Raw genomic sequence first — 26,029 nt, forward strand, 5'->3', positions numbered from 1 at the left:
CACAAAGCCAAGTCAAACCGGCTTCATCCGCTGAATGTCGGTACGCGCTAACCGATCAGGCTGCGGTACAGCGCCAGATATCGGTCGGCCATCCGGTCGACCGAGAATCGCTCCTCCACTGCGCGGCGGCATGCGGCGCGGTCGATCTCGCCGAGGCGGTCGATCGCCGCCACCGCCTCGTCGACGCTCTCGACGAGGAAGCCGGTCACGCCGTGGTCGATCAGTTCGGGCATCGATCCGCGCCGCGTCGCAATCACCGGCGTGCCGGAGGCGAGCGCCTCGACCACCGAGAGGCCGAACGGCTCGTCGAAGTTGATGAGGTGCAGCAGCGCGCGCGCCGCGCCCAGCATGCGCACCCGCTCCTCGCCGCCCACCGCCCCGGCATAGACCACCCGGTCGCCGTCGATCGCGGGCTCCACCTGCCGCGCGAAATAGCCCTCGTCCTGCACGATGCCGGCCATCACCAGCCGCCGACCCGTCCGCGACGCCGCCGCGATCGCCTCCGCCGCGCCCTTGTCGGGGTGGATGCGGCCGAAGAACAGCAGGTCGTCGCTGCCCACCGGATCGAAGCGGAAATCCTCGACCGGGATGCCGTGGTGGATCGTCGCGGCATAATGCAGCCCCTCCGCCCGGTCGGCATCGCTGATCGCGACATAGGCGACGCGATCCTGATACGCGCGCCACGGCGGCAGCACCCGCTCCGGCGTGGTGCCGAAGCCGTGGATCGTCGTCACCATCGGCGTATCCACCAGCCGCGAAAAGGCCAGCGGCACGAAATCGGCCTGGTTGTGGATCAGATCGAACTCGCCCGCCCGCTCGAACACGTGGGCGACATGCAGCGTCTCCCACACCTTGGCGTCGATCGAGGGATCTTCCGAATAGGGCGCCGGGCACACGCCGGCCAGGGTGCCCGCGGTGTGCGAATCCTGCGTGGCGAACAGGGTCACGTCCACTCCGCGCGCGACCAGCGCCTCGGTCAGCAGGCTGGTGACGAGTTCCCACGGGCCATAATGGCGCGGCGGGGTGCGCCAGGAGATCGGCGCGAGCATCGCGATACGCATGATCTTTTCCTATTCGTCGAGCAGCACGACGCCCTCGTCCGGCGCCAGCAGGATCGTGCGGCCGTCGCCATCCTCTCCGCCGGTGCGCCACGGCGGCACGGTGGAGAGCAGCAGCCGCGGCATGCCGACATGGTCCGGCAGTGCGAACCGCCGCTCCCCGGCGGAGAGGTTCAGCGCCACGATCAGCCGCTCGCCGCCATCGCTCCGCTCGTAGCGCAGCACGTCGTCCTCGCCGGACACGCCCTCCAGCGCGCCGAGCGACAGCGCCGGATGCGCGCGCCGCAGCGCCAGCAGATCGCGAACGAGCGACAGCATCGATCCCGCATCCGCCGCCTGCGCCGCCACGTTGCGCGTCGCCGCGTCGTCGTGCAGCGGCAGCCACGGATCGCCGGTGGTGAAGCCGGCGCCCGGCCCCCCGTCCCACGCCATCGGGGTGCGCACCGGATCGCGGTTGAGACCGAGGCCGGGTTCCCGCAGCTCGCGCGGATCCTGCACCCGTTCGGGCGGGATCGCCACGTCCGTCAGCCCCAGTTCGTCGCCATAATAGAGCGTCGGCGTGCCGCGCAAGGTCAGCAGCAGCATCGCCGCGACGCGCGCCTGCGCCGGGCCGACGCGGGTGGCGATGCGTGGCCGGTCGTGATTGCCCAGCACCCAGTTCGGCCAGCCGCCGGGCGGTAGCGCCGCCTCGTAATCGGCGATCAGGCGGGCGAGGCCGGCCGCATCCCACGGAGCGTCGATCAGCGAGAAGTTGAACGGCAGGTGCACGCCGGGCATATCCGCCGTGCCGTAATAGGTCATCAGCCTGTCCAGCGGCAGGTAGATCTCACCGATCAGCACACGCTCCCCGGCCGTATCGGCGATGCGGCGGAGATCGGCGGCGACGGCGTGGATCTCCGGCTGGTCGGTCGATCGGGTCTGCAGCACGCGCAGCATGTCGGCCATGCCGGGCCGCCACGCCGGATTGGGCGGATTGTCGGCGAAGTCGGCCGCCTTCACCATGTGCCACAGCACGTCGATGCGAAAGCCGTCCACCCCGCGATCGAACCAGAAGCGCAGCACGTCGTGCATGGCCGCCACCACCTCCGGGTTGCGCCAGTTGAGGTCGGGCTGCTCCTTGAGGAACGCGTGACTGTAATATTGGCCGCTGGCCGCGTCATACTCCCACGCCGACCCGCCGAAGTCGCTGATCCAGTTGTTCGGCGGCCCGCCGCCCGGCGCCGGATCGCGCCAGATATACCAGTCCCGCTTGGCGTGCTGCCGCGAGGATCGGCTGGCGACGAACCACGGATGCTGGTCCGAACTGTGGTTCGGCACGAAATCGAGCAGCACGCGCAGGCCCCGCCCATGCGCCGCCGCCAGCAGCGCATCGAAATCGGCGAGCGTGCCGAAGCGGGGATCGACGTCGCGATAGTCCGCCACGTCATAGCCGAAATCGGCCATCGGCGAGGGGTAGAGCGGCGAGATCCAGATCGCATCCACGCCCAGGCCGGCGAGATAGTCGAGCCGGCCGGCGATGCCCCGCAGGTCGCCGATGCCGTCGCCGTCGCTGTCCTGAAAGGAGCGCGGATAGATCTGGTAGAATACCGCCTGGCGCCACCACGTCACGCGAAGCGCGCCTTCGGGATGTGGGTGATGCGGCAGGCGAGATCGGCCTCGCCGGACGCGACGATATAATGGTCGCCCGCATCGACGATGCCGGTCGTGAACACCACCGGGGTCGGCAGGTACATCCGGTCGGCGATCGGCGCGGTCAGCGCCGGGTTCGCCTCCAGCAGCGGCACGCCGTCCTCCAGCCGCACCACGCGGGTCGGATCGTCGGCATCCAGCACCGCCCAGAAAGTGCGGTAGATGCCCACCGTGCCACGCGTCTCCACGCCGTGATACAGCATCAGCCAGCCGGCGTCGGTACGGATCGGCTGGCTGCCGCCACCGAGCTTCATGTTCGAGGTGGAGCCCGCGCGCGGCCGCAGACCCGGCCGGTCGAGCGGCTTCCAGTGCAGCGCGTCCGGCGATGCCGCCAGGTTGATCGCCGGGCCGCCGGCATGGTCGCTGCCCGGCGGATAGGCGAAGTAGAGCTCGCCGAGCGGACGCGTCAGCGCCATGAAGCGGCCGCCCACCTTGCCCTCGAACAGGATCATGTCCTTGTTCTGGTGATCCAGCACGATGCCCTGCAGATCCCAGTCGACCCCGTCCGGCGAGGTGTAGAGCGCGGTCGCGTGGCGTTCGGCGCTCACCGTGCAGGCCGTCATGTACCAGATCTCGCCGATGCGGGTGATGCGCGCATCCTCGATGCCGTAATCCTGCCATGTCTCGCCCGGGGCGATCGCCCGATCATAGTGGACGGCGATGATCGTGCGCCCGTCCGGCGTCAGCTCCACCGGCAGCAGCCAGGAAAGCGAGGTGAGCGCCAGCTGCCGGTACGGGCGGCCGCGAATGGCGAACTGGCGCGGATCGCTCATGTCCACCGCCGCCAGGTCGTGCGCGTCGAGCACGTAGCCGTCCGCCGTCCAGCGGATCGCGCGGACGTGGCCGTCCACCACCGGCTCGCTCAGCGCCTCCGCCACGCGCACCATCATCAGCAGATTACCGTTGCCCAGCCGCGCGAAGCCCGGATTGAAGGCGCCCAGCACATAGGTGTCAGTCGCCAGCGACGGCCGCAGCGGCGAGCGCGACAGATCCACGTCCTGCGGGCCGAAGATCAGATAATCGTCGCCCTCGAACATGCCATGCTCCCGCGGTCGCGGTGCGGGTAACGCGATCGTGACGCGGGCGTTCCGGCCGGCGGGCCGCCTATCGCACCTCCCGCCGCCGCCTGAGCACCACGTAGAGCGCACCCGCGCCGCCATGCCGTGGATGGGCGTTGCGCACGGCCGCGATGCGATCGGCGAAGCGGGAGCCGGAGAGCCAGTCGCCGATCGAGGCGCGGATGGCGCCGCGCGGTCGCTCCTCGCCACCGGCGCTACGGGCGCGCTCGCGCGGCGGCCGGCCCGTCACCAGCAGCAGCAGCCGCGCCTCCATCGCGATCGCGCGGGCCAGTTCGGCGTCCAGCGCGTTGTGGGCGGTGGCGAGCGTGTGACCATGCAGGTCGATCGTGCGATCGGGCGCCACCAGCCCGCGCCGCAGCCGCCTGTCCCACCCGCCGTCCAGCGTGTCCGGCACCGGCGCCGGCTGCGCGGACAGCCGGGGCGGCAGCGGCGGCGGCACTCGGCCCAGGCGCCTGGCCGGCGTCGGCATCGGGGCGGGCGGTGCCGCCGCCGGCGGACCCTTCGGCTTCGCGGCGGTCGGCCGGGCGCGGGCGATCGGCCGCACGCTCTCCGTCACGCGCCGCCACAGCGCGCGCTCCTCAGGGTCGAGATGCCGGCCCGTCATAACCCGCCCCCGTCAGCCGCGCGACGGTGCCGATCGGCAGCAGCAGCCACGCCTGCCCCCGGCCGGACATGCCGCCGGCGATCCGCCGTGCCTCTTCGCCAGCACCCCAGAAGGTATCGAAGCGGTTGGCGCCCTTGATCGCCCCGCCGGTATCCTGCGCCACCCATAGCCCGCTCGCCTCGCCGCGATCGAGCGCCACGAACAGCGGCGCGCCCAGCGGCACGAAGGCAGGGTCTGCCGCCACGCTCGTTCGCCCCGTCACCGGCACGCCCATCGCGCCGATCGGGCCGCCGCCGGTCAGCTCGCGGAAGAACACGAACGACTTGTTCTCGTCCATGATCGCCCGCCCCTCCTCCGGGTGCGCGCGCAGCCACGCCATGATCCCCTGCATCGAGGACTGGCCGGGCTCCAGCAGCCCGCGCCCCTTCATCAGCGCGCCGATGCCGACATAGTCGCGGCCGTTCTGGCTGTCATAGCCGATACGCATCACGCGCCCGTCCGGCAGGCGCAGCCGGCCCGATCCCTGCACCTGCAGGAAGAAGAACTCGATCGGGTCGGCCGCCCAGGCGAGTTCCAGCCCGCGCCCGGCAATCGCCCCGCGCACGATCGCGGCGCGATCGGGATAGAGCAGCAGCTTGCCGTCCTTCGCCTGCCCGCGCACCTTGCGGCCTTTCAGGTCCGGCGCGAACAGGCCCAGGTCCGCCTCGATCAGATCGGGCGGGCGGCGGTAGATCGGCACGTCGTAGCCGGGGCGGCGATCGCGCGATCCGGCGATCTCGGGCTCGTAATAGCCGGTGGCGAAGGCGGTGCCCGCGCCGACCACCGCCGTTTCGAAATAGCGCGCGAAGAACGCGGCGGCGTCCCCGTCGCGCCAGCCGGGCGCGGCGGCGCAGGCCGGTCGCCAATCCTCGCCGCGCGTCAGCCCGCTCGCATCGGTGCGCCGCACGAGCGACGGGCAGGACAGGCGAAAGGCGGCCAGCGCGGCGCGCGCCTCGTCGGGCTGGATGCCGAGAGAAGGCACGGGCGGCCCGGGCCGCACGCCGAGCACCGCGGCACGATCGCCCACCGGCATGTCCACAAGCGGCGTCGGCGGTTCCGGCAGCGGATGCGCGCCGCGAACCGGCGGCCTGATCTCGGCGAACACCGGCGTCGCGGGTGCGGTCGATGCGGCGGGCCGCTCGCTCGGCGGTGGCGGCGCGGCCGAGCGCTCGCCCGGCCCGACGCATCCGGCGAGAGCCAGCGCCGCCAGCGCGACGCCGGCGAACCGGGCGCGACTCACGCCGCCTCGTCGGTTTCGACCAGGATCCAGTTGGGGTCGTCGGAGCGGACGTGGCGGCTGAACGTCCACACGTCGTGCGTCTCGATCGCGTCGGTCAGCGATCCGGCGATCGCCTCGCCGTCGGCGTCGCGGGTCACGGCGGCGATGTCGGCGTCGAACCGCACCGTGACGCTGGCCATCTGGCCGGAGAGCGCGGCGCGCTCGATCACCGCCCGCTCGATCGCGACCAGCCGGTTGTCGAGCACGTGGCCGGCGACCCGCCGCTCCTCGATCGCCTGGGCGAAGGCCTGGCGCACGCCATCATCGGCAAGCCGGCCAAGCTCGTCCACGTCGCCGCGCCAATAGGCTTCCAGCACCATGCGGTAGGCGGCCTGCGCCCCTTCCAGGAAGCGGGCGACGTCGAACGACGAATCCGCCGCCGCGATCGCGCGGACGCCATCCGTCGCGCGCGGCTCGATCGCCGGCTCGGCCAGGGCGGGCGACGGCGGCACGTCCGCGGTCGGGCGGCTGATCGTGGCGGAGGGCGCCTGCACCTCCACCGGCTTGGCGATCGGCTGCTCATGCCCCGTGCGACGGCCGAGGACGCTCCACAGCCGGAGGCCCACGAACAGGAAAATCATCGCCAGGATAATGATCTCGACCACCGGGCCTCCAATGTTTCTGGAGGTTACATAGGGGGAGCCGCGCCATCTTTCAAACGGCGATGACGGATCAGGTGCCGAAGGTGAGGCTGGCGAAGATCGTGTCGAACTCCGCACGGGGATGCTCGATCGGCTGGGTCCACACCGTGCCTACTCGCCACCGCCCCGGCCCCGGCGGCGGGAAGGCGACGCGGCCGGCCGCGTCGCTGATCACCGGGGTGCCGTGCGCATGCTGCCCGTCGAGTCGTTCCAGCACCACGCTGGCGCCCGCCAGCGGTACGCCGTGATAGTAGACGCGCACCACCAGCGGATCGCGCGGGGCAAGGGCATAGGGGTTGCGCTCCGGCACGATCTCCAGCGTCTGGCCGATCCGGCGGGTGGCGTCGTCGGTGGGGGTGCCGCCGATCTGCACCAGCGCCTTGGCCCGCCGCGCATAGAGCTCGCGCCCGCGCGCCTTCGTCTGCCCGTGCGCCTCGCGCCACGCGATCGCCGGGGCGAGCCCCTCATGCGCGGCATAGGCGTTGAACTCGGCCGCCGAAATGTCGTTCTCGGCCTGCTGGCTCTCAAACGCGATCACGTGCGTGCCCGCCTCGCCCAGCGTGACGGAGGCGCCGCCGCCGGTGGTGCCGGCGGTCTCGCGGATGCCCGCCTGCTGGTCCGCCACGCCGGCCGGGCCGTAGCTGCGCAGCGAGACGATCCGTCGCCAGCGCGTCTCCCACGGCTCGCTAGCGCCGGCATCGCCGATCAGGAACGCGATCGCGAAGGGTCGGCCGGACTCCTGCCGGTAGCGCGGCAGATCGATCCAGAAATCGTGCGCCGCCGCCGGCATGGCGAGCAGGCCCAGCATGATCGTCATCGCCGCCCGGCGCATCGCCTTCCCCCGTCCGTTACCGTTAGCGGAGTGGCGAAGGCGGCCGGCGCGGGCAAGGGCGCTTCGCCCCATTGCTCTCGCCTGCCTGCGCTGGTAGCGCGCGCCCACCGCATTGGATCAGGACGAAGCAGCATGGCCGACGAGCAGTTCAGCGCCGATCAGACCGGCAATGGCGAGGATACGCTGCCGCAGGTCGGCATGATCGCCCAATATGTGAAGGATCTCTCGTTCGAGAACCCGAACGCGCCGGCCGTCTACCAGTGGCAGGGCCAGCCGCGCATCGACGTGCAGTTCAACATCGGCGCGCAGACCGTGGGCGACGATGTGCATGAGGTGGCGCTGAAGGTGGAGGTCTCTGCCATGTCCGCCGACAAGACGGCGTTCCAGGTCGAGCTCGTCTATGCCGGCCTGTTCGGCATCCGCAACGTGCCGGAGGACCAGATCCAGCCCTTCCTGCTGGCCGAGGCGCCGCGCCTGCTGTTCCCCTTCGCCCGCCGCGTGCTGGCGGACGCCATCCGCGACGGCAACTTTCCGCCGCTGCTGCTGGAGCCGATCGATTTCGGCGCGCTCTACATGCAGCAGGCGCAGGATGCCGCGCTGGTGAACGCCGAACCCGCCGGCGAGGCCTGAGACAGTGACGTTCCTCCCGGTACGGGGAGGGGACCGCCCGCAGGGTGGTGGAGGGGGAGCGCGGCTGTACGCTGACCGAGAGGACGGGCGTCGCCGCTCTCCCCCTCCACCGGCTGCGCCGGTCCCCCTCCCCGGTCCGGGAGGAACCAGATCATGAGCCTCGTCCGCAACACAGCCACCATCGGCGGCCTCACGCTCGTCAGCCGCATCCTGGGCTTCGTGCGGGACATGCTGATGGCGCGCTTCGTCGGCGCGGGGTTCGCCTCCGATGCGTTTCTGATCGCGTGGCGGCTGCCCAACCTGTTCCGCGCACTGTTCGCCGAGGGCGCCTTCGCCTCCGCCTTCGTGCCGATGTTCAACCGCACGATCGCCAAGGCCGAGGCGGGGGGCGATCGCCGCGCCGGCCTGCCCGCCGGCATCCGCTTCGCCGAGGACGTGCTCTCGGTACTGCTGCCGATCCTGATCCTGTTCACCGCCGCGATGATGATCGCCGCCGGCCCGATCGTGTGGGCGATGACCGGCGGCTTCCCCGATGGCGGGCCGGACAAGCTGGCGCTGGCGACGCAATATACCCGCATCACCTTCCCCTATCTGATGCTGATCTCGCTCGTGTCGCTGCTCGGCGGCATCCTCAATTCGCTGAACCGCTTCTGGGTGAACGCGGCGGCGCCGGTGCTGCTGAACCTCTGCCTGATCGCCGGCCTGCTGTTCTTCCGCGGCTACAGCGAGATCGATACCGCGCGCACGCAGGCGATCGCCGTCACCGTGTCGGGGGTGCTGCAGCTCGGCTGGCTGGTGTGGGCGTGCCGGCGGGCCGGCGTGGTGCTGCGGCTGAAGGTGCCGCGCCTCACGCCGCAGGTGAAGGCGCTGCTGAAGGTCATCATGCCGGCCGCGATCGGCGCCGGCGCGGTGCAGTTCAACCTGCTGATCTCCACCACGCTGGCCGCGCGCTTCCTGCCGCAGGGCTCCGTCTCCTACCTCTATTATGCCGATCGGCTGAACCAGCTGCCGCTGGGCCTGATCGGCATCGGCGTCGGCACCGCGATCCTGCCCCTGCTCTCGCGCCAGATCGGCGGGGGCGACGATGCCGCCGCCGCCGCCACGCAGAACCGCGCGATCGAGCTCTCGCTGCTTCTCACCCTGCCGGCCACCGCCGCGCTGATGGTTTCGGCCGAACCGATCATCCGCGCGCTGCTGCAGCACGGCGCCTTCTCGCCGCAGGACAGCGCCGCCACCGCCGCCGCCCTCTCCGCCTTCTCGCTGGGCCTGCCCGCCTACGTGCTCATCAAGGTGCTGACGCCCGGCTTCTACGCGCGGGCGGACACGCGCACGCCGGTGCGGATCGCGCTGGTGGCGATGCTGGTGAACCTGACGCTGAACCTCGTCCTCGTCTGGCCGCTGGCGCATGTCGGCCTCGCCCTCTCCACGGCGGTGTCGGCCTGGGTCAACGTCGCCCTGCTGTACGCGACGCTGCACCGGCGCGGCCATTTCGCGGCGGACGCGCGGCTGAAGGGGCGCACGCTGAAGCTGGCCGGCGCCACCGCGATCATGGCGGCGCTGCTGCTGGCGCTGAACCCGCTGGTCGATGCCCGCGCCGCCGGCCCGCTGCTCGGCCGCATCGTGGCGCTCGGGCTGATGATGGCGCTGGGCGCGGCGGTGTATTTCGCCGCCGCCTTCGCTCTCCGCGCGTACAGCCTGGCCGAGCTGAAGGCGCAGGTCCGCCGCCGCCACTGAGGGTTGACGATCGCCCCGGCGGCGGACAGGAGGCGCGGCTATGATCCAGCGCATCGTCTCCGGCATCCAGCCGACCGGCAACCTGCACCTCGGCAATTATCTCGGCGCGATCCGCAACTGGGTGCGCATGCAGGATGCCATGGCGGGCGACAGCCGCTGCTTCTTCTTCCTGGCGGATCTGCACGCGATCACCGTGCACAACGATCCCGCCGCGCTGCGCGCCAACGTGCGGGAGATGGCGGCCGCGCTGATCGCCGCCGGCATCGATCCGCACCGATCGGTGCTGTTCAGCCAGGCGCAGGTGCCGGCCCACCCGGAACTCGCATGGCTGCTGAACGGCACGGCCCGCATCGGCTGGCTGAACCGCATGACCCAGTTCAAGGAGAAATCGGGCAAGAACCGCGAGGGCGCCTCGATCGGCCTGTTCGCCTATCCGGTGCTGCAGGCGGCCGACGTGCTGCTCTACCAGGCCACGCACGTGCCGGTGGGCGAGGACCAGAAGCAGCATCTGGAGCTGGCTCGGGACATCGCGACCAAGTTCAACACCGATTTCGCGGTGGACCTGTTCACCCTGCCCGAGCCGATCATCGCGCCGGCGGCCGCCCGCATCATGTCCCTGCGCGAGGGTACGGCCAAGATGTCCAAGTCCGATCCGTCGGACATGAGCCGGATCAACCTCGTCGACGATGCCGACATGATCGTGCAGAAGATCCGCAAGGCGAAGACCGATCCGGCGCCGCTGCCGGACGGTCCGGCCGAGCTGGCCGACCGGCCGGAAGCGCGCAACCTCGTCGGCATCTACGCGGCGCTGGCGGAGCGGACGGCGGCGGACGTGCTCGGCGAGTTCGCCGGCCGGGGCTTCGGCGCGTTCAAACCGGCGCTGGCGGACCTGCTCGTCGCCACGCTCGGCCCGGTGCGGGCGCGGCTGGTTGCGTTGCGCGACGACCCCGCCGAGCTAGACCGGCTGCTGGCGCTGGGCGCGGGGAAGGCGCGCGAGGCCGCCGCCCCCACCCTGGCCGCCGCCTATCGCGCGCTCGGCCTGCGCGATTGACGAACGGCACGGCTCATCCCAGATTGGGTGTACGCAACCGCCGCGTTCACTACGCGTTCAAGGGATGTTCAGCCGGAATGTGGAAGGCTGCCTGTCGTTAACATGCGGGCGGTGGCCCGCCATAAAGGTCATCGGCCATGTCGCTTCGTACCCGCGTCCTGACACTTGCGACCCCCCTCGCCCTGCTCGCGCTCGGCGCCTGCGCCACGCCCTTCCGCGCCGATGTCGCCCGTTTCCAGGCGATGCCCGCGCCCAACGGGCAGACCTTCGTCGTGCAGGCGCGCGATCCGCGCAACCAGGGCGGGCTCGAGTTCGCGCAATATGCCTCGATGGTCAGCCAGCGGCTGGTGCAGCAGGGCTATCAGCCCGCAGCGGAAGGGCGCAGCGCCTCCTTCGTCGTCATGCTCGATTATGGCGTCGACAACGGTCACGAGAAGGTCGTCAGCACGCCGGGCTTCGGCGGCTGGGGCGGTTATGGCGGCTGGGGCGGCTACGGTGGGTTCGGCGGCTTCGGCTATGGCGGCTTCCGCCGGCCCTTTTACTACGGCTGGAACGATCCCTTCCTGTTCGGCGGCTATCCGGACGTCAGCAGCTATACCTATTATACCAGCTTCCTCGACATGACGATCAGCCGCACGGCCGACGGCCAGCGCCTGTTCGAGGGCAAGGCCAAGGCTCGCTCGCGCGACGACAGCCTGCCCTATCTGGTGCCCAACCTCGTCGAGGCGATCTTCACTGGCTTCCCCGGCCGCTCGGGCGAGGAGGTGCGCATCAGCGTGCCGCCGCCCCCGAAAGCCGGCTGAGGTTGGGATTCAGGCGGGCCGCCCGGCGCAAGCGGGGCGGCCCGCCTTTTTCATGCGCGTCATCCTGTATTTAATCCAGGATACCCGCAGGCGGTTCGTTCGATCGGAACGTCAGGCACCGCGCGCCGGTGCGCGTCGCCCCAGAGCCAAGCTTGGGACGCGGCAGCCTCCGATCAGCCCTCCAGCTGCCGTGTCAGCAGCCGCACGTCGGCGTCGAGTTCCGCGTCGATCGCACGCAGCTTCTCGATCTGCTTCACCGCGTGGATCACGGTCGTATGGTCGCGACCGCCGAAGCGACGGCCGATCTCGGGCAGCGAGCGCGGGGTCAGCTGCTTGGCGAGGTACATCGCCACCTGACGCGGCCGGGCGACCTCGCGCGCGCGGCGGGCGCTGCTCATCTCGGTCTGCTTGATACGATAATGGTCGCACACGCGACGCTGGATCTCGTCGATCGTGATGCGCCGCTGGGTGGCGCGCAGCAGATCGGCCAGCGTCTCCTGCACGAACTCCATGTCGATCGCGCGGCCCGTCAGCATCGCATAGGCGACGACGCGGTTCAGCGCCCCCTCCAGCTCGCGCACATTGGCGCTGATGCGGCGGGCGAGGAACATCACCACCTCCTGCGGCACGCTGATCTGCGGCAGTCCCTCCAGCTTCTTCAGCAGGATGTTCAGCCGCAGCTCGAAATCGGCCGGGTTCACGTCCGCCACCAGCCCCCAGGACAGGCGGGAGAGGATGCGGCTCTCGATCCCGTCGAGATCCTGCGGCGACCGATCGGCGGTGATCACCAGCCGCCGCCCGGCGGAGATGATCTCGTTCATCGTGTGGAAGAATTCTTCCTGCGTCGATTCCTTGCCGGCGATGAACTGCACGTCGTCGATCATCAGCACGTCGGCGGCGCGCAGCCTGGCCTTGAAGCTGTGCGTGTCCTTCGCCCGCATCGCGGCGACGAACTCGTACATGAACTTCTCGGCCGACATGTAGATCACGCAGGCGCCCGGCTGGCGGGCGAGGAATTCCTGCCCCATCGCATGCATCAGGTGCGTCTTGCCGAGGCCGGTGCCGCCGTGGAGGAACAGGGGGTTGAAGCCCAGCGTGCCGCCCTCGGCCATCGTCCGCGCGGCATTGTAGGCCACCTCATTGGCCTTGCCGACGACGAACGCGTCGAAGCTGTAGCGCGACTCGAAGCTGCTGCTGGGTGCGGCTGCCTCCGACGGCGCGAGCGGTGCCGGCATCGCGGGCGCCGCGTTCGCGGGCTCCGGCGCGGCGATCTCGGCCCCGTCGATCTCCGCCACGGCGAACAGCGCCGGCCGGCCCGCGCCGGTGGCGGCCGCCACCGCCACCCGCGTCACCTGCGGCAGCATGCCGCGCCATGCCGCCAGCAGCGGTTCGGCGAAATGCGTGTCCACCCACGTCGCCATGAAATCGGAAGGGGCGGCCAGGTGGACGATGCCGTCGGCGTCGTCATAGCCGGTCAGGGTCAGCGGCTTCAGCCAGCCGTCGAAGGTGCGCGCGCCGATGCTGCGCTTCAGCCCCGTCCGCACCGCCTCCCACGCCGCCTGGTACGGGCACGGGCCAACCTCGTCCTCGTCCTCACGCCTCACAGGTTTCACCACTCCAGCACGCCCCCCGCACCCACCGATACCCGACGTTCGCAGGACAAAATCGTCCCCAGCCCGGTGGCAAGGGGCCGCCGGGGCATCCGATCGCTGATTCGTGTAACGGCTGGGGCGAACCCCGGCCGGACGGCTGTTCTGGAAGCTGGCGACGGCCCGATCAAGGGGGCCTTCTGTCACCGAGACGAAATAAAGGCTCTTGACAGCGGAACCCGCGTAATTCCGTCACGGGCCGTAATTAACTGAAATCGCTCGGCTTTATCGACAGGCATGCTGGAGGGTTAACGCCGAATCGTGGGGAATCCTCGCCTTTCCGAAGCGGCGACGGCGGGCATGAAAAAACCCGCCGGATCGCTCCGGCGGGTCGCTTCATCGGGCGTGTCGCGGCCGCTCAGCCGAGCGCGGAAACGCGCTTGGAGAGGCGGGCATATTTGCGCGAGGCGGTGTTCTTGTGGATCACGCCCTTGGAGACGCCGCGGAACAGCTCCGGCTGGGCCAGCGCCAAAGCGGCGGTGGCGGCGTCCTTGTCGCCGGCGGTCAGCGCGAGCTCCACCTTCTTGACGAAGGTGCGGATGCGGCTGACGCGCGCACCGTTGATCTCCGCGCGACGATCGTTGCGGCGGATGCGCTTCTTTGCCTGCGGCGTGTTCGCCATGCTCGTCCCTCAAAATCTCAATAAAGGAAAACGGCGCGGAAAGCCTCCGCACCGGGAAGCCGGCTTCATACACGGAAGCGCGATTCGTTCAAGCCCCTCCCTCAACGCTGGCAGCGCGCGCAGTAGAAGGTGGAGCGGCCGCCTTCCACCCGCCGCAGCACCGGCCGCCCGCAGGCGCAGGCGTCCCCCTCGCGGCCGTAGACCAGGAACTGCTTGGAGAAATAGCCGAGCTCCCCGTCCGGCCGCGCATAATCGCGCAGGGTGGATCCGCCCGCCGTGATCGCCGCCTCCAGCACCAGCCGCACCGCCTCCACCAGCCGGGCGAGCGGGGCGCGGCCGATCGACCCGGCGGGCTTCGCCGGATCGATCCGCGCCACGTGCAGCGCCTCGCACACGTAGATGTTGCCCAGGCCGGCGACGATCCGCTGATCCAGCAGCAGCGGCTTCACCGGCGCCACCCGGTTGGCGAACGCGCGCTTCAGGTGAGCGGCGGTGAAGTGCGGCCCCAGCGGCTCCGGCCCCAGAACGCGGAACGCCGGGAAGTCCGCCACGGCCGCCGTCTCGACCAGATCGAGCGAGCCGAAGCGGCGCGGATCGGTCAGCGCCAGCCGCCGCCCGGCCTCCGTGTCGATCAGCAGGTGATCGTGCCTGCCGATTTCCGCCGGATCAATCCGCCAGCGGCCGGACATGCCGAGGTGGAAGATCAGCGTATCGCCGCGATCCGTATCGATCAGCCCGTATTTGGCGCGACGCGACAGGGCCGTCACCGTCGCCCCGGTCAGCCGCTGGCGCAGGTCCGCCGGGATGGCGCGGCGCAAGTCGGCGCGGCGCGGCTCCACATTGGTCAGCCGCTGCCCCTCGATCACCGGGCGCAGACCGCGCACGGTCGTCTCGACTTCTGGCAGTTCGGGCATGGTTTTCAGCTAGGTTCGGTTTGCCCGCCCGGCAAGGCCCGGCTACAGCCCGCGGCATGAGCGACACCGTTTCCTTCGGCTATGCCGACGTGCCCGCGACCGAGAAGACCGCGAAGGTCGGCGAGGTCTTCCGCAGCGTGGCCGGCCGCTACGATCTGATGAACGATGCGATGTCCGGGGGCATGCACCGCCTGTGGAAGGATCGCTTCGTCCGCCGGGTGAAGCCGCGCGAGGGCGAGGCCATTCTCGACATGGCGGGCGGCACCGGCGACATCGCCTTCCGCCTGGCGCAGGGCGGCGCGCAGGTGACGGTGGCGGACATCAACCCGGCCATGCTGGAGGTCGGCATGCAGCGCGCGGCGAGCCGCCACATCGCCGGCCTGATCTGGGCCGAGGAGAATGCCGAAACGCTGAGCTTCGGAGAGCGGCGCTTCGACGCCTACACGATCGCCTTCGGCATCCGTAACGTCACCCACATCGATCGCGCGCTGGCGGAGGCGCACCGCGTGCTGAAGCGCGGCGGCCGCTTCTTCTGCCTGGAATTCTCCACCACTTTGTGGCCGGGCTTCGCCGACATCTACGATGTCTATTCGCACCGGCTGGTGCCGAAGCTCGGCAAGCTGCTGGCCGGTGACGAGGACAGCTACCGCTACCTGATCGAGTCGATCCGCCGCTTTCCCGACATGCCGCGCTTCGCCGCGATGATCGAGACGGCCGGCTTCGCGCGGGTCGCCGCCGAGCCGATCCTAGGCGGCCTCGTCGCGATCCACAGCGGCTGGAAGATCTGATGGCACCCGCCGATCCTCCCCGACGCGGGGAGGGGGACCGCGCGCAGCGTGGTGGAGGGGGAGCGCGGCACACGCTGCCGCTGCACCTTGCCGCCTGCCCACTCCACCATCCTGCGGACGGCCGCCCTCCCCTTCGCGGGGGAGAATCGCGATGACCTCGCCCGTCGTCCATCTCTGGCGGTTGCTGAAGTGGGGACGCACCCTCGCCCGCCACGGCGCGCTGACCGGCATCGAGCGCGATCCGCTGACGCCGCCGCCGGTCCGCCGCCTCGTGCGCATCGCCCGCATCGGCGCGCGCGTGCCGGCGCAGCCGCGCTATGCCGAGGCGTTCGAATCGATCGGGCCGGCGGCGATCAAGCTTGGCCAGGCGCTGGCCACCCGCCCCGATCTGGTCGGCGAGGATGCAGCGAACGATCTCTTCCGCCTCCAGGATGCGCTGCCGCCGGTGCCGTTCGGCCAGATCCGCGCCGCGGTGGAACTCGCCCTTGGCAAGCCGATCGAGGCGATGTTCGCCTCGTTCGACGAGCAGGCGGTCGGCGCCGCCTCCATCGCGCAGGTGCATCGCGCCGTCACCATCGAGGGGCGCGCGGTGGCGGTGAAGGTGCTGCGCCCCGGCGTGGAGGAGGATTTCGCCCGCGCGCTGGAAACCTATGAGTGGGCGGCGGCGCAGGTGGAGGCGATGGGCGGCGAGCTCGCCCGGCTGCGGCCGCGCCTGGTGATCGCCACCTTCCGCCAGTGGACCCTGCGCGAGCTGGACCTGCGGCGCGAGGCCGCTTCCGCCTCCGAACTGGCCGAGGCGATGACGGCGGAGCCCGGCTTCCGCGTGCCCGCGATCGACTGGGGCCGCACCGCCCGCCGGGTGATGACCCTGGAGTGGATCGACGGCATCAAGCTCTCCAACCGCGCCGCGCTGATCGCCGCCGGCCACGATCCGCGGGCGCTCGCCGCCCGCCTCGTCCGCGCCTTCCTGCGGCAGGCGATCGCGGAAGGATTCTTCCACGCCGACATGCATCAGGGCAATCTGTTCGCCCTGCCCAACGGCGATCTCGCCGCGATCGACTTCGGCATCATGGGCCGGATCGACCGGCGCGCCCGGGTGTGGCTGGCGGAGATCCTTTACGGCCTCATCACCGGCAATTACCGGCGCGTGGCGGAAATTCACTTCGAGGCGGGCTATGTGCCGCCGCACCACAACCTCGCCGAGTTCACCACCGCGCTGCGCGCCGTGGGCGAGCCGATCCGCGGGCTGGCGGTGAAGGACATCTCGATCGGCCAGATGCTGGACGGCCTGTTCGGCATCACCCGCGACTTCGACATGCCGACCCAGCCACACCTGCTGCTGCTCCAGAAGACGATGGTGATGGTGGAGGGCGTCGCCACCGCGCTCGATCCCGACATCAACATGTGGGACACGGCGAGCCCGTTCGTCCGCGAGTGGCTGCGCTCGGAACTGGGGCCGGAGGCGGCCATCGCCGACCGCATCATCACCGACATGCGGACGCTGGCGGGCCTGCCCGACCTCGTCCGCCGCATCGAGGCCCGCTTCCCCCCCGAAGGCGCCGCCCCACCCCCGCCGCCCCTGCGCGAGGTGCAGGTGGTGCGCATCGGCGGCGGCTGGCGCTACGCGGCGGTGGCGCTGGGCGCGGCGATCGCGGGCGCGCTGGGGATGTGGCTGGCGGGGTGAGGGTGCAAAAAGGTGAGGTGGTAGGCTCCGGTGGACAGCTGCGCTTCCTTTCCGTCACCCCGGCCTTGTGCCGGGGCCTACCTGACGGCATCCGCTGGCAGTGAACGACGAGCGGAGCCCCTGCGTCTATATTCTGGCAAGCGGCTATAATGGTACGCTCTATGTGGGTGTTACGTCTGATCTCGTCCGGCGTGTCGTCCAGCATCGTGTCGGCGCGTTTAGTGGTTTTACCGCGGTGCATGGCATCCGCCGCCTCGTCTATTTCGAGATGATCGCGACGATGGATGGCGCGATCGCGCGCGAAAAGCAGCTCAAGCGCTACCGGCGTGACTGGAAGCGCAATCTGATCGAACGCGAGAACCCGGCGTGGAACGATCTCGGACAGCAGATCGGACTGGAACCGCTAAATCTGTCAGCAAGCCGGGCGGTGGGCCCCGGCACAAGGCCGGGGTGACGCTGATCTGAGATTGCAAGTACGCGTTAACGGAAGGCGCCTCGCCACTACTCCGCCGCCTCGCTTCGCCCGGCGGCCTTCTCGGCCGCCAGCGTGTCGCGCATGGCGTCACTGCGGATCAGGCGGTCGGCCATGGAGCGCCAGGCCGCTTCGGAGCGCAGGCTGCGCTCGCGGACATTGTCCAGTTTCGCCGCCTCGGCCTCGCGCGCGCATTCGTCGGCGCGGGCCAGATAGAAGTCGCTGGATACGGACATGGCGTGCTCCGATGCGGTCGAGGGTGCGGCCGCGATGGCCGCGGGCGGGATCAGCCGAGGATCTCGGCCACCATCCGGCGATAGTCGGTGCGCGACAGGGCCGGCGGGCTGGCCGGACGCGGCCGGCGGTCAGAACGGGAAACGGGATAGGTCTTTACGCTAGTGTCTATAGTAGTGAGCATGTTGTCCTTTGGCGCGCGGAAGTCGCGCGATGGGTTAGCGGCGGAAGGTGCGGCGCTGGCTGGGGCCGACGCCGGGCGTCCGCTCACGGAAGATGATCCGGCCCTTGGTCAGATCATAGGGGGTCATCTCGACCTGCACCTTGTCGCCCACGACCGAGCGGATGCGGTTTCGCCGCATCCGTCCGGCCGTATAGGCGATGATCGCGTGATCGTTCTCCAGGCGCACGCGGAAGCGTCCGTCGGGAAGGATCTCGTCGATCTGGCCGTCGAAGGTGAGGAGTTCCTCCTTCGCCAAGCGATCAGGCCGGCTGGAGGTTGACGGCGGACTGCTTGCCGCGACGATCCGTCTCAAGCTCGAAGCTGACGCGCTGGTCCTTGTCCAGCGTCGCCATGCCGGCGCGCTCGACGGCGGAGATGTGGACGAAGCTGTCGCCCGTGCCGTCCTCGTTGGCGATGAAGCCATAGCCCTTGTCGCTGTTGAAGAATTTGACTGTGCCTGTCGGCATGATGATTTTCCTTTCACGGAAATGGTTCCCGCAAGGCAGGCGCCCGGCGGAGCATGGAAGCGTGAAAGGGAAGGATCAGCGCGCGACCGCGAGACATTCCGTCGCAGCGACGTCAGCAGTTTCAACATAGGGAGCGTGCCGGAATAGTCAATGCGCGATCCGCGATATTGGCCGCGCGCCGGCCGGCACGGCCGCTTTACCAGAGCACCCCCTTCACCACCGCCAGCGGCGCGGGCGCGGGATCGCCGATCGCCTCCAGCAGGTCGATCTCGATCGTGCGGCACATCGCCGTCAGCGGCACGTCGTGCACCGTGCCGGCGAACGGATCGACGAGATCGTCGCCGATCTGGAGGATGGCGAGGAACATCAGCCCCGCCACCGTCGAGCCGATCGGCGTCGCCCAGCCCAGCGTCTCGACCAGCCCGATCGGCAGCAGCACGCAGAACAGGCGGGCGAACAGAGCGGGGAAGAAGCGGTACTGGTAGGGCAGCGGCGTGTTCTTCAGCCGCTCCATGCCGCCCTGGGCGTTGGCGATGTCGATCAGCACGCTCTCCAGGCGGGATTGCTGGATCGTGTCGATGCGGCCGGCGCGCTGCGCCTCGGCGATGCGCCGCGCCGTTCCGTCGAGCAGGCCGTTGGCCGGGTTGCGCCGGCCGAGCCCCTCCTCCGCCTCCGGCGGCGAGAGGAAGCGCAGCACCTCGGGCGCGGGATCCTCGCGGCGCAGCTGGCAGCGCAGCCCGTGGACATAGGCGATCTGGCGCAGCGCGATCGTCCGCTTCAGGTCGCGCGCTTCCGCCGCGTCGGGATCGATGAAGGCGTTGGCGCCACGCACCAGGCTGCGCGAGGCGTTGATCATCGCGCCCCACAGCACCCGCCCCTCCCACCAGCGCTGATAGACGGAGTTGACCCGGAAGCCGAGGAACAGCGCCACCGCCGAGCCGAACAGGGTGAGCGGCAGCGAGGGCGCGCGGAACGGCAGCGCGTAATAGGATACGGTGACGATCACGTCCCACACGAACAAGGCGAGCAGCGGCGTGTGCACCTCTCGGATGATGCGGCCCATGCTCGGAATGTTAGGAATGATCACGCCTGTCCCCTTTCGCGCTGGGCATACTCCCGCGCCGCCGGTTTGTTGCATCCGCGCCAATGCTTCGCCATGACGGCGGGTATGCAGGGCGCGCGCATCCTTCTGATCGTCGGCGGCGGGATCGCGGCCTACAAGGCGTGCGAGTTGATCCGCCTGATCCGCAAGGCGGGCGCCACCGTGCGCTGCGTGCTGACGGCGGGCGGCGCCCACTTCGTCACGCCGATGACGCTGGCCGCCCTGTCCGAGCAGCCGGTCCACACCAGCCTGTGGGATCTGAAGGACGAGGCGGAGATGGGTCATATCCAGCTCAGCCGTCAGGCCGATCTGGTCGTCGTCTGCCCGGCGACGGCGGATCTGCTGGCGCGGATGGCGGCCGGCATCGCCGACGATCTCGCCACCACCCTGCTGCTCGCCACCGACAAGCCGGTGCTGGCGGCGCCGGCGATGAACGTGCGGATGTGGCGCCACGCCGCCACCCGCCGCAACGTGGCGGCCCTGCGCGGCGACGGCGTGACGGTGCTGGAGCCGGACGAGGGCGCGATGGCGTGCGGCGAATACGGCCCCGGCCGCCTGCCGCAGCCCGAGGCGATCATGGCCGCCATCGCCGAGGCTCTGGCACGCCTGTCGCCTTCCACCTCTCCTCCCACCCCTTCCCCCACCCCGAGCGAAGTCGAGGGGCGCCTCCCCCCCGCCCCGAGCGAAGTCGAGGGGCGCCTCCCTCTCGCCGGCCGCCACATCCTCGTCACCGCCGGGCCGACGCATGAGCCGATCGATCCGGTGCGCTACATCGCCAACCGATCGTCCGGCCGGCAGGGCTTCGCGATCGCGGCGGCGCTGGCGGCGCTCGGCGCCCGCGTGTCCCTCGTCGCCGGGCCGGTGGCGCTGCCCACGCCGCCGGGCGTCGCCCGCATCGACGTGGAGACGGCGCGCGAGATGGCGGCGGCGGTGGCGGCGGCCCTGCCGGCCGACGCGGCGGTGATGGTCGCCGCCGTCGCCGACTGGCGGGTGGCCGACGTGGGCGAGCGCAAGCTGAAGAAGACGGGCGACGGCGCGCCGCCCCCGCTCGCGCTGGTCGAGAATCCGGACATCCTCGCCGGTCTCGCCCGCGATCCGCGCCGGCCGCCGCTGCTGATCGGCTTCGCCGCCGAAACGCACGATGTGGTGCCGCATGCCATCGCCAAGCGGGCGCGCAAGGGCGCCGACTGGATCGTCGCCAACGATGTCTCGGGCGACGTGATGGGCGGGGCCGCCAACACCGTCCACATCGTCACCGCCGACGGGGTGGAAAGCTGGGAGGAGCTGCCGAAGGAGCAGGTGGCGACCCGGCTGGCCGATCGCATCGCCGCTGCGATCGGCCGGACGCGCGCCTGACGCCCGCGTTTCACGACGGCGGAGCCGATCGCGAGGCGGGGCGTTCGTCGGCGGTCAGGACCATCGTCCTTAACCGAGGAACCCGATCATGAACGCCACCACGACGACCCCGAAGCCGCTCGGCAAGAGCATGGCCAAGCATGCCGCGATCGGCGCCGTCATCGCCATCCCCGTGCCGTTCGTCGGCCCGGTGATCGGCGCGATCGCCGGCGCCGGCTACGCCTATTACAAGGCGAAGAAGGCCGGCTGAGCGCGCCTCAGCCGGGCAGCAGCGGGCGGGTGCCGAGCAGGGTCAGCGCGTCGGTCTTGGGATCGAGCGCGTAGCACGCCTCGCCCGCCGCGCCCGACAGGAAGCACAGGATCGGCTGGCCCCATTTCCGCAGTTCGGCGTAATGCGTGCGGCTGATCAGCGGCTCGGGATGGAACAGGCGGGTGCCCTCCGCCGGCTCGTCCCTGCCCGCCTCCCAGCCCGGCAGGTCGCGCATAGTGCGGCCCGGCGGCTGGGCGATCCAGCGGCGCAGGGCGGCCGTCATCGCCGCCGGGGTCGTCGCCTCACCGAAGATCATCGGCAGATCGGCGGCGGCGGACGCCACCGTCAGCAGCACCGCGCCAGCCGGCCCGCGCACCGTGAGGGTGACGTTGGCGGCGGCGCACGAACTGCCGGAGGCGACCGCGCCGATGCGGTAGGTGCGCCCGCCCGCAACCGTCAGCGGCAGCATCGCCATGGCTGCGCAGCCGGTGGCCGCCGGCTCGCCGGGCTCCGCCGGCCGAGCGACCGCGACCTGCGCCGAGAGCATGAGCATGCCGAGACACCCCGCCAGCCTGCCGGCCGATGCCGCTATGCGCCCGGCACCATAGCGATGCGCCCGCCTCATGGCGTGCCGCCCTCATCCTCGCGGGCGATCGCCGCGCCGTCGAGCAGCGCCGCCTGTCGCCGCCGCTCGATCTCCGCCGCCGTCCGCTCCGCCTTCGTCCGTCCGTGCAGGGCGCGGTTGGCGGCCGCCGTGTCGACTGCCCGATCACGCGCGCGGGCCTTGCGCGCGCGGCGCAGGTTGATGATTTCACCCATGTTCCGATCCTGATCCCCGCCGCGCCGATTGTCGATGGGGCGCGTGCGGGGCACGTCGCACGGCCGCCACGTCGGATCGATTCACCGCTCGCCTCGCCCGCCGCGACGCGTTAGGCGGGCGGGAATGAGCGACGCCGCCCTCGTGTCCTGGATCACCGCCGCGCTCGGCCGCGCTCCGGGCGACGCCGCGCTCTACCGCCGCGCGCTCACCCACGGCAGCCACGGCGGCGACACCTATGAGCGGCTGGAGTTTCTCGGCGATCGCGTTCTCGGCTTGGTCGCCGCCGCGTGGCTGTACGAACGCTTCCCGGACGAGCCGGAAGGCGCCCTCTCCCGCCGGATCAACGCGATCGTCAGCCGGGAGACGTGCGCCGAAGTGGGCCGGGCGATCGGCGTGCCGGCCCATCTGCGGCTCGGCAAGCAGGCGCGCGACGATGGCGCCGTCGACAGCGACAATGTCGTCGGCGACGTGGTGGAGGCGCTGATCGGCGCCCTCTTCCTGGAAGGCGGCCTCGCCGCCGCCACCGCGTTCGTGCGGACGAACTGGTCCGGTCGCGTCGAGGCACAGGCGCAGGCGCCGCGCCATCCGAAATCGGCATTGCAGGAGTGGGCCGCCGCCCACCGCTGCCGCGCGCCGGTATATACGCTGGACGCGCGGACCGGCGCGCATCATGCGCCGCGCTTCACCGTCTCGGTCGCGCTGCCCGGCCGGGCGGACGCGGTCGCAACCGCCGAGGGCTCCTCGAAACAGGAGGCCGAGACCGCCGCCGCACGGGCGCTGCTGGAGAAACTGTCTTGACCGATCCCGCCCCCGCCCCTGTCGCGCCGGATCGGCAATCCTGCGGCCTGATCGCCGTCGTCGGCGCGCCCAACGCCGGCAAGTCGACCCTCGTCAACGCGCTGGTCGGCCAGAAGGTGGCGATCGTCAGCCCCAAGGCGCAGACCACGCGGGTGCGGCTGATGGGCGTCGCGATCGAGGGAAGCACCCAGATCCTGCTGGTCGACACGCCCGGCATCTTCGAGCCGCGCCGCAGGCTGGATCGGGCGATGGTGGCGGCGGCCTGGGGCGGCGCCAGCGACGCCGATCTGATCGCGCTGGTGATCGACGCGAAGGCCGGCATCAAGGCGAAGCTGGACGATCTCATCAAAGGCCTGGCCGACCGGCGGGAGCCGCGCGTCGTGATCCTCAACAAGGTGGACGTGACGCCCAAGGAGAAGCTGCTGGAACTCGCCGTGCGGCTGAACGAGGCGCTGGCGCCCGAGGAGATCTTCATGGTCTCCGCCGCCACCGGCGACGGCATCGCGGCGCTGAAGGCGGCGCTCGCCCATCGGATGCCGGCGGGGCCGTGGCACTTCCCCGAGGATCAGGTCTCCGACGCGACCGACCGGATGCTCGCCGCGGAGGTGACGCGCGAGCAGCTCTACCTCCAGCTCCATGCCGAGCTGCCTTATGCCAGCGCCGTGGAGACCGAGAAATATGAGGAGCGCAAGGACGGCTCCGTCGCGATCCACCAGCAGATCCTGGTCGCGCGCGATACGCAGCGGGCCATCGTGCTCGGCAAGGGCGGCGCACGGCTGAAGGAGATCGGCAGCCGCGCGCGCGAGGAACTGCAGCGTCTGCTCGGCCACAAGGTGCACCTGTTCCTCCACGTCAAGGTGAAGCCGGACTGGGAGGAGGATCGCGCCCTGTATCGCGACATCGGCCTCGACTGGGTCGATTGACCGCCGGAAGCTGGCGCAATGAGCGGGTGGACGCGCATGGCCGGCACGCTCATGGTGCGGCGATGATAGCCCGCTTGTTCATCCCGTCGCTCGATTCCACCCCACGCGACTTCGAGTTCCGCGTGTCGCCCGTAGTCGGCGACGTGATCCATATCGAGCATGAGGACGAGGCGATCGTCGTCTCGGTGGAGCGGATCGAGCATTATCCCGTGGCGATGACCGGCGGCACCAACATCTTCGGCGGGCGGGAGCCGGCGCTGACGGTGATCGCCCGCGTCGTGTCGGGCGAGGGCTGAGCGGCCGTGGCGGACAAGCCGATCGATCCGCTGGGCCTGCTCCAGGCGCTCGCCGCCGCGTGGACAGCGCCGGCCGCCGCGCCGCCGCCGCCCTCGGCCAGCGGCGATGCGCCTTCCGCCCGCCTGATGGCGCAGGCGCTGGCCGCCGCCAACATGCCGAGCCGCGCGGAGGTGGACGAGATCGCCGCCCGCCTCGACCGTATCGAGGAAACGCTGGCGCGGATCGAGCGGCTGGTGAAGGCCGGTCGCCGCGCCAAGCCGCGCAAGGCGACGAAGAAGGAGTGAGACCCGGCGGCGGCGTTGCCGCTAGCGCCGCCGCTTGATCATGCGCAGGGTGGGCCAGTCGCCCAGCCGGATGGTATCGGCCAGGCGCAGCCCCTCCCGGCGGTAGGCGGCCGCCACCCGCTCCGCCTGATGATCGAGCAGGCCTGCCAGCACCAGCGACCCGCCGGGCAGCAGCGCGCCGCCCAGCATCGGCGCCAGCTCTACCAGCGGACCGGCCAGGATGTTCGCCACGATCAGGTCGTAGGGCGCCCACGCGCGCAGGCGGGGATGGGCGAGGCCGGGCGCCGTCGCCAGCGCGACGCGCCCGTGGCCGCGGCCGATCGCCACGCCGTTCACCGCCGCATTTTCGGCCGTCACCTCGATCGCCACCGGATCGATGTCGGATGCGGCGACACGCGCGCGCGGCCACACGGCCAGCGCGGCGAAGGCGAGCAGGCCGGTGCCCGTGCCGACATCGACGATATCGTCGAAGCGCAGGCCGCTGGCGCGCATCCGGTCGATCATCATCAGGCAGCCGGTCGTCGTCTCGTGGTGGCCGGTGCCGAATGCCCGCCCCGCCTCGATCGTGAAGGCGATCGCGCCCGGTGGCGGCGCGGCCGCGCTGGCGGGCGTGCGCACGTAGAAGCGCCCGGCGCGGATCGGCTCCAGCCCCGCCTGCGACAGCGTGACCCAATCCTCCTCCGGAATATGCTCGATAAGCGGCGCGGTGCCGACGGCGCTCGGCACCAGATCGCGCACCAGCGCGATCGTCGCCGCGTCCGGCTCGGCCTCGACATAGGCGTCGAGTCGCCACGCGTCGGGGGCGGCGGGATCGGGCTCGCTCGTCATCAGCACCGGCGGCTCGTCCAGCAGCGCCAGCTGCGGCACGTCGCCGGCCAGCGCCTCCGCCTCCGCTCTCGTGCAGGGCAGGCTCAGCTTCCAGCTACCGGCGCAGGCCGCGTCGAACGGGAAGCCGGTGACGCCGTCGCCCTTCGCCCCGGCCCGGCGGCGCGGCCTAGCGGACATAGCTGGCGCCGTTGATGTCGAGCACGGCCCCGGTCATCGAGGGCGGCGCGGCGAGTGCCAGGAAGCGCACCGTCTCCGCCACCTCGGCGGGCTCGGCGACGCGGCCGAGCGGAATGTCGGCGAGCAGCCTGTCGCCGCCCCGGCTCGCCAGATAGTCCTCGGCCATGCCGGTCATGGTGAAGCCGGGGCAGATGGCGAACGCCAGGATGCCCTCGCCGGCATGGCCGCGCGCGATCGTCTTGGTCATGGCGACCATGCCCGCCTTGGAGGCGGCGTAGTGCCAGTGGGCCGGGCTGTCGCCGCGATAGGCGGCGCGGCTGGCGACGTTGACGATGCGCCCGCCGCCGCCCCGGGCACGAAAGTGGAGCACAGCGCGGCGGCACAGCTCGGCGCTGGCGGCAAGGTTCACCTGCATGGTGCGCGCCCACGCGGCGGACCAGGCGCCGTCCTCGCCGTCCAGCGGCGCCGCCTCGAAGATGCCGGCATTGTTGACCAGCACGTCTATACGGCCGTCCAGCCGCTCCACCGCCGCCCGCCACAGCGTGGCGGGCGCGGCGGGATCGGTGAAGTCGGCGGCGATCATGTCCTCTCCGCCCGCGGTGGAGTGGCCGACGACGCGCACGTCCTCGCCGGCGAGGCGGGTGAGGATGGCGGCGCCGATGCCGCGGCTGGTGCCGGTGGCGAGGATGTGGATCGTCATGC

Annotated in this window: 31 protein-coding genes; 13 read left to right on the plus strand and 18 right to left on the minus strand. The window is 70.9% G+C overall.

Annotated elements, in window-relative coordinates:
• Positions 1-47: 47 nt before the first annotated feature.
• From GNT64_RS07205 to GNT64_RS07235, 7 genes are all read right to left on the minus strand, one after another.
• Complete coding sequence (locus GNT64_RS07205) at positions 48-1,061, minus strand: glycosyltransferase family 4 protein (RefSeq protein WP_156678905.1); 1,014 nt, start codon at positions 1,059-1,061, stop codon at positions 48-50.
• A gap of 9 nt (positions 1,062-1,070) precedes the next feature.
• Entirely contained in the window at positions 1,071-2,666 is a 1,596-nt protein-coding gene (locus GNT64_RS07210; protein ID WP_156678907.1) for an alpha-amylase family glycosyl hydrolase, read from the minus strand.
• A complete protein-coding gene (locus tag GNT64_RS07215) occupies positions 2,663-3,784 on the minus strand; it encodes a glycoside hydrolase family 130 protein (RefSeq protein WP_156678909.1) in 1,122 nt (373 codons plus the stop codon). The genes GNT64_RS07210 and GNT64_RS07215 overlap by 4 nt, the downstream gene beginning before the upstream one ends.
• A gap of 67 nt (positions 3,785-3,851) precedes the next feature.
• On the minus strand, positions 3,852-4,430 hold the full coding sequence (locus tag GNT64_RS07220) for a Smr/MutS family protein (protein WP_156678911.1): 579 nt from the start codon (positions 4,428-4,430) through the stop codon (positions 3,852-3,854).
• Complete coding sequence (gene mltA / locus GNT64_RS07225; protein WP_338420415.1) at positions 4,405-5,709, minus strand: murein transglycosylase A; 1,305 nt, start codon at positions 5,707-5,709, stop codon at positions 4,405-4,407. The genes GNT64_RS07220 and mltA overlap by 26 nt, the downstream gene beginning before the upstream one ends.
• Positions 5,706-6,353, minus strand: coding sequence for a Tim44/TimA family putative adaptor protein (locus GNT64_RS07230; protein WP_156678913.1), 648 nt, complete (start codon positions 6,351-6,353; stop codon positions 5,706-5,708). The genes mltA and GNT64_RS07230 overlap by 4 nt, the downstream gene beginning before the upstream one ends.
• 67 nt (positions 6,354-6,420) lie before the next feature.
• On the minus strand, positions 6,421-7,206 hold the full coding sequence (locus tag GNT64_RS07235; RefSeq protein WP_231639351.1) for a DUF4198 domain-containing protein: 786 nt from the start codon (positions 7,204-7,206) through the stop codon (positions 6,421-6,423).
• 147 nt (positions 7,207-7,353) lie between these two features.
• Between GNT64_RS07235 and secB the strand changes: the two genes are divergently transcribed.
• The 4 genes from secB (at position 7,354) to GNT64_RS07255 (ending at position 11,439) form a co-directional block, all read left to right on the plus strand.
• A complete protein-coding gene (secB, locus tag GNT64_RS07240; protein ID WP_156678916.1) occupies positions 7,354-7,851 on the plus strand; it encodes a protein-export chaperone SecB in 498 nt (165 codons plus the stop codon).
• Between the two features lie 153 nt (positions 7,852-8,004).
• Positions 8,005-9,585: a murein biosynthesis integral membrane protein MurJ gene (murJ, locus tag GNT64_RS07245; RefSeq protein WP_156678918.1), complete on the plus strand. Its 1,581-nt coding sequence runs from the start codon at positions 8,005-8,007 to the stop codon at positions 9,583-9,585.
• 40 nt (positions 9,586-9,625) lie between these two features.
• Positions 9,626-10,636 (plus strand): tryptophan--tRNA ligase, encoded by a 1,011-nt coding sequence (gene trpS, locus GNT64_RS07250; protein WP_156678920.1) that lies wholly within the window; start codon positions 9,626-9,628, stop codon positions 10,634-10,636.
• 137 nt (positions 10,637-10,773) lie between these two features.
• On the plus strand, positions 10,774-11,439 hold the full coding sequence (locus tag GNT64_RS07255; protein ID WP_156678922.1) for a DUF4136 domain-containing protein: 666 nt from the start codon (positions 10,774-10,776) through the stop codon (positions 11,437-11,439).
• Between the two features lie 173 nt (positions 11,440-11,612).
• Here the strand turns inward: GNT64_RS07255 and dnaA are convergent, their stop codons facing one another.
• The 3 genes from dnaA to mutM form a co-directional block, all read right to left on the minus strand.
• Complete coding sequence (dnaA, locus tag GNT64_RS07260) at positions 11,613-13,043, minus strand: chromosomal replication initiator protein DnaA (RefSeq protein WP_197277309.1); 1,431 nt, start codon at positions 13,041-13,043, stop codon at positions 11,613-11,615.
• 403 nt (positions 13,044-13,446) lie between these two features.
• Positions 13,447-13,710 carry a 30S ribosomal protein S20 gene (gene rpsT / locus GNT64_RS07265; RefSeq protein ID WP_156678926.1) on the minus strand — a complete coding sequence of 88 codons (264 nt, stop codon included), beginning with the start codon at positions 13,708-13,710 and terminating at the stop codon, positions 13,447-13,449.
• A gap of 101 nt (positions 13,711-13,811) precedes the next feature.
• On the minus strand, positions 13,812-14,624 hold the full coding sequence (mutM, locus tag GNT64_RS07270) for a bifunctional DNA-formamidopyrimidine glycosylase/DNA-(apurinic or apyrimidinic site) lyase (RefSeq protein ID WP_156678927.1): 813 nt from the start codon (positions 14,622-14,624) through the stop codon (positions 13,812-13,814).
• Positions 14,625-14,680: 56 nt separating this feature from the next.
• On the opposite strand from mutM, the gene GNT64_RS07275 reads away from it, so the two are divergent.
• The 3 genes from GNT64_RS07275 to GNT64_RS07285 all read left to right on the plus strand — a co-directional run bounded on the left by GNT64_RS07275 (position 14,681) and on the right by GNT64_RS07285 (position 17,550).
• Positions 14,681-15,412, plus strand: coding sequence for a class I SAM-dependent methyltransferase (locus GNT64_RS07275; RefSeq protein ID WP_156678928.1), 732 nt, complete (start codon positions 14,681-14,683; stop codon positions 15,410-15,412).
• Between the two features lie 151 nt (positions 15,413-15,563).
• The gene (gene ubiB / locus GNT64_RS07280) at positions 15,564-17,096 is read left to right on the plus strand and encodes a 2-polyprenylphenol 6-hydroxylase (protein WP_156678929.1); all 1,533 of its coding nucleotides are present in this window, start codon (positions 15,564-15,566) and stop codon (positions 17,094-17,096) included.
• 100 nt (positions 17,097-17,196) lie between these two features.
• Complete coding sequence (locus GNT64_RS07285; RefSeq protein ID WP_156678930.1) at positions 17,197-17,550, plus strand: GIY-YIG nuclease family protein; 354 nt, start codon at positions 17,197-17,199, stop codon at positions 17,548-17,550.
• A gap of 47 nt (positions 17,551-17,597) precedes the next feature.
• On the opposite strand, the gene GNT64_RS07290 is transcribed toward GNT64_RS07285, so the two are convergent.
• From GNT64_RS07290 to GNT64_RS07305, 4 genes are all read right to left on the minus strand, one after another.
• Entirely contained in the window at positions 17,598-17,804 is a 207-nt protein-coding gene (locus GNT64_RS07290) for a hypothetical protein (RefSeq protein WP_156678931.1), read from the minus strand.
• Positions 17,805-18,020: 216 nt separating this feature from the next.
• Positions 18,021-18,281 carry a translation initiation factor IF-1 gene (infA, locus tag GNT64_RS07295; RefSeq protein ID WP_156678932.1) on the minus strand — a complete coding sequence of 87 codons (261 nt, stop codon included), beginning with the start codon at positions 18,279-18,281 and terminating at the stop codon, positions 18,021-18,023.
• 4 nt (positions 18,282-18,285) lie between these two features.
• A complete protein-coding gene (locus GNT64_RS07300; RefSeq protein ID WP_156678933.1) occupies positions 18,286-18,492 on the minus strand; it encodes a cold-shock protein in 207 nt (68 codons plus the stop codon).
• A 196-nt stretch (positions 18,493-18,688) separates the two neighbouring features.
• Positions 18,689-19,579, minus strand: a complete 891-nt coding sequence (locus tag GNT64_RS07305; RefSeq protein ID WP_156678934.1) for a bestrophin family protein — start codon at positions 19,577-19,579, stop codon at positions 18,689-18,691.
• An 81-nt stretch (positions 19,580-19,660) separates the two neighbouring features.
• Here GNT64_RS07305 and GNT64_RS07310 point away from each other — a divergent pair, with 81 nt between their 5' ends.
• Both GNT64_RS07310 and GNT64_RS21510 read left to right on the plus strand, forming a co-directional pair.
• Positions 19,661-20,950, plus strand: coding sequence for a bifunctional phosphopantothenoylcysteine decarboxylase/phosphopantothenate synthase (locus tag GNT64_RS07310; RefSeq protein WP_156681492.1), 1,290 nt, complete (start codon positions 19,661-19,663; stop codon positions 20,948-20,950).
• Positions 20,951-21,038: 88 nt separating this feature from the next.
• A complete protein-coding gene (locus GNT64_RS21510; RefSeq protein ID WP_197277310.1) occupies positions 21,039-21,200 on the plus strand; it encodes a hypothetical protein in 162 nt (53 codons plus the stop codon).
• Positions 21,201-21,207: 7 nt separating this feature from the next.
• On the opposite strand, the gene GNT64_RS07315 is transcribed toward GNT64_RS21510, so the two are convergent.
• Complete coding sequence (locus GNT64_RS07315) at positions 21,208-21,825, minus strand: hypothetical protein (RefSeq protein ID WP_156678935.1); 618 nt, start codon at positions 21,823-21,825, stop codon at positions 21,208-21,210.
• On the minus strand, positions 21,822-22,019 hold the full coding sequence (locus GNT64_RS07320; RefSeq protein WP_156678936.1) for a DUF4169 family protein: 198 nt from the start codon (positions 22,017-22,019) through the stop codon (positions 21,822-21,824). Before GNT64_RS07320 ends, GNT64_RS07315 begins: the two co-directional genes overlap by 4 nt.
• Positions 22,020-22,143: 124 nt before the next feature.
• On the opposite strand from GNT64_RS07320, the gene rnc reads away from it, so the two are divergent.
• From rnc to GNT64_RS07340, 4 genes are all read left to right on the plus strand, one after another.
• Complete coding sequence (gene rnc / locus GNT64_RS07325; RefSeq protein WP_156678937.1) at positions 22,144-22,818, plus strand: ribonuclease III; 675 nt, start codon at positions 22,144-22,146, stop codon at positions 22,816-22,818.
• A complete protein-coding gene (gene era / locus GNT64_RS07330) occupies positions 22,815-23,741 on the plus strand; it encodes a GTPase Era (RefSeq protein WP_156678938.1) in 927 nt (308 codons plus the stop codon). The genes rnc and era overlap by 4 nt, the downstream gene beginning before the upstream one ends.
• A 62-nt stretch (positions 23,742-23,803) precedes the next feature.
• On the plus strand, positions 23,804-24,037 hold the full coding sequence (locus tag GNT64_RS07335; RefSeq protein WP_156678939.1) for a hypothetical protein: 234 nt from the start codon (positions 23,804-23,806) through the stop codon (positions 24,035-24,037).
• A gap of 6 nt (positions 24,038-24,043) precedes the next feature.
• Positions 24,044-24,322 (plus strand): hypothetical protein, encoded by a 279-nt coding sequence (locus GNT64_RS07340; protein WP_156678940.1) that lies wholly within the window; start codon positions 24,044-24,046, stop codon positions 24,320-24,322.
• 21 nt (positions 24,323-24,343) lie between these two features.
• Here the strand turns inward: GNT64_RS07340 and GNT64_RS07345 are convergent, their stop codons facing one another.
• Both GNT64_RS07345 and GNT64_RS07350 read right to left on the minus strand, forming a co-directional pair.
• The gene (locus tag GNT64_RS07345; protein ID WP_156678941.1) at positions 24,344-25,327 is read right to left on the minus strand and encodes a 50S ribosomal protein L11 methyltransferase; all 984 of its coding nucleotides are present in this window, start codon (positions 25,325-25,327) and stop codon (positions 24,344-24,346) included.
• The gene (locus GNT64_RS07350; protein ID WP_156678942.1) at positions 25,317-26,027 is read right to left on the minus strand and encodes an SDR family NAD(P)-dependent oxidoreductase; all 711 of its coding nucleotides are present in this window, start codon (positions 26,025-26,027) and stop codon (positions 25,317-25,319) included. The genes GNT64_RS07345 and GNT64_RS07350 overlap by 11 nt, the downstream gene beginning before the upstream one ends.
• Positions 26,028-26,029: the final 2 nt, after the last annotated feature.

It is taken from the genome of Sphingomonas profundi (assembly GCF_009739515.1).
GTDB lineage: Bacteria > Pseudomonadota > Alphaproteobacteria > Sphingomonadales > Sphingomonadaceae > Alterirhizorhabdus > Alterirhizorhabdus profundi.